Below are 233 nucleotides of genomic sequence, written 5' to 3'. Positions count from 1 at the left end.
CCGGGGAACGGGGTCACCTTCTGTAACGCACCCAGACACGCAAAAAGAGGTGCACGCAGTCGCCTACCGCGACCACGCACACCCCCAACAGCAGTCTGGCCCCCGTGGCCCCCACCACAACGCGGGGCCACGAGGGCCAGACACATGAAGTTAAAAGGTTGGCGGCAACCTACTCTCCCACACCCTCCCAGGTGCAGTACCATCAGCGCAAACAGGCTTAGCTTCCGGGTTCG

At 63.1% G+C, this 233-nt stretch carries 1 rRNA gene; it reads right to left on the bottom strand.

The window, feature by feature from the left end:
• Positions 1-156: 156 nt before the first annotated feature.
• Positions 157-233, bottom strand: a 5S ribosomal RNA gene (gene rrf, locus ACQCVD_RS15600); the annotation flags it as partial.

Source organism: Corynebacterium halotolerans, from assembly GCF_050107895.1.
Classification (GTDB): Bacteria; Actinomycetota; Actinomycetes; order Mycobacteriales; family Mycobacteriaceae; genus Corynebacterium; species Corynebacterium halotolerans_B.
Note: the sequence above shows the minus strand (reverse complement) of the source record. Positions and strands in the feature narration are given on the sequence as shown.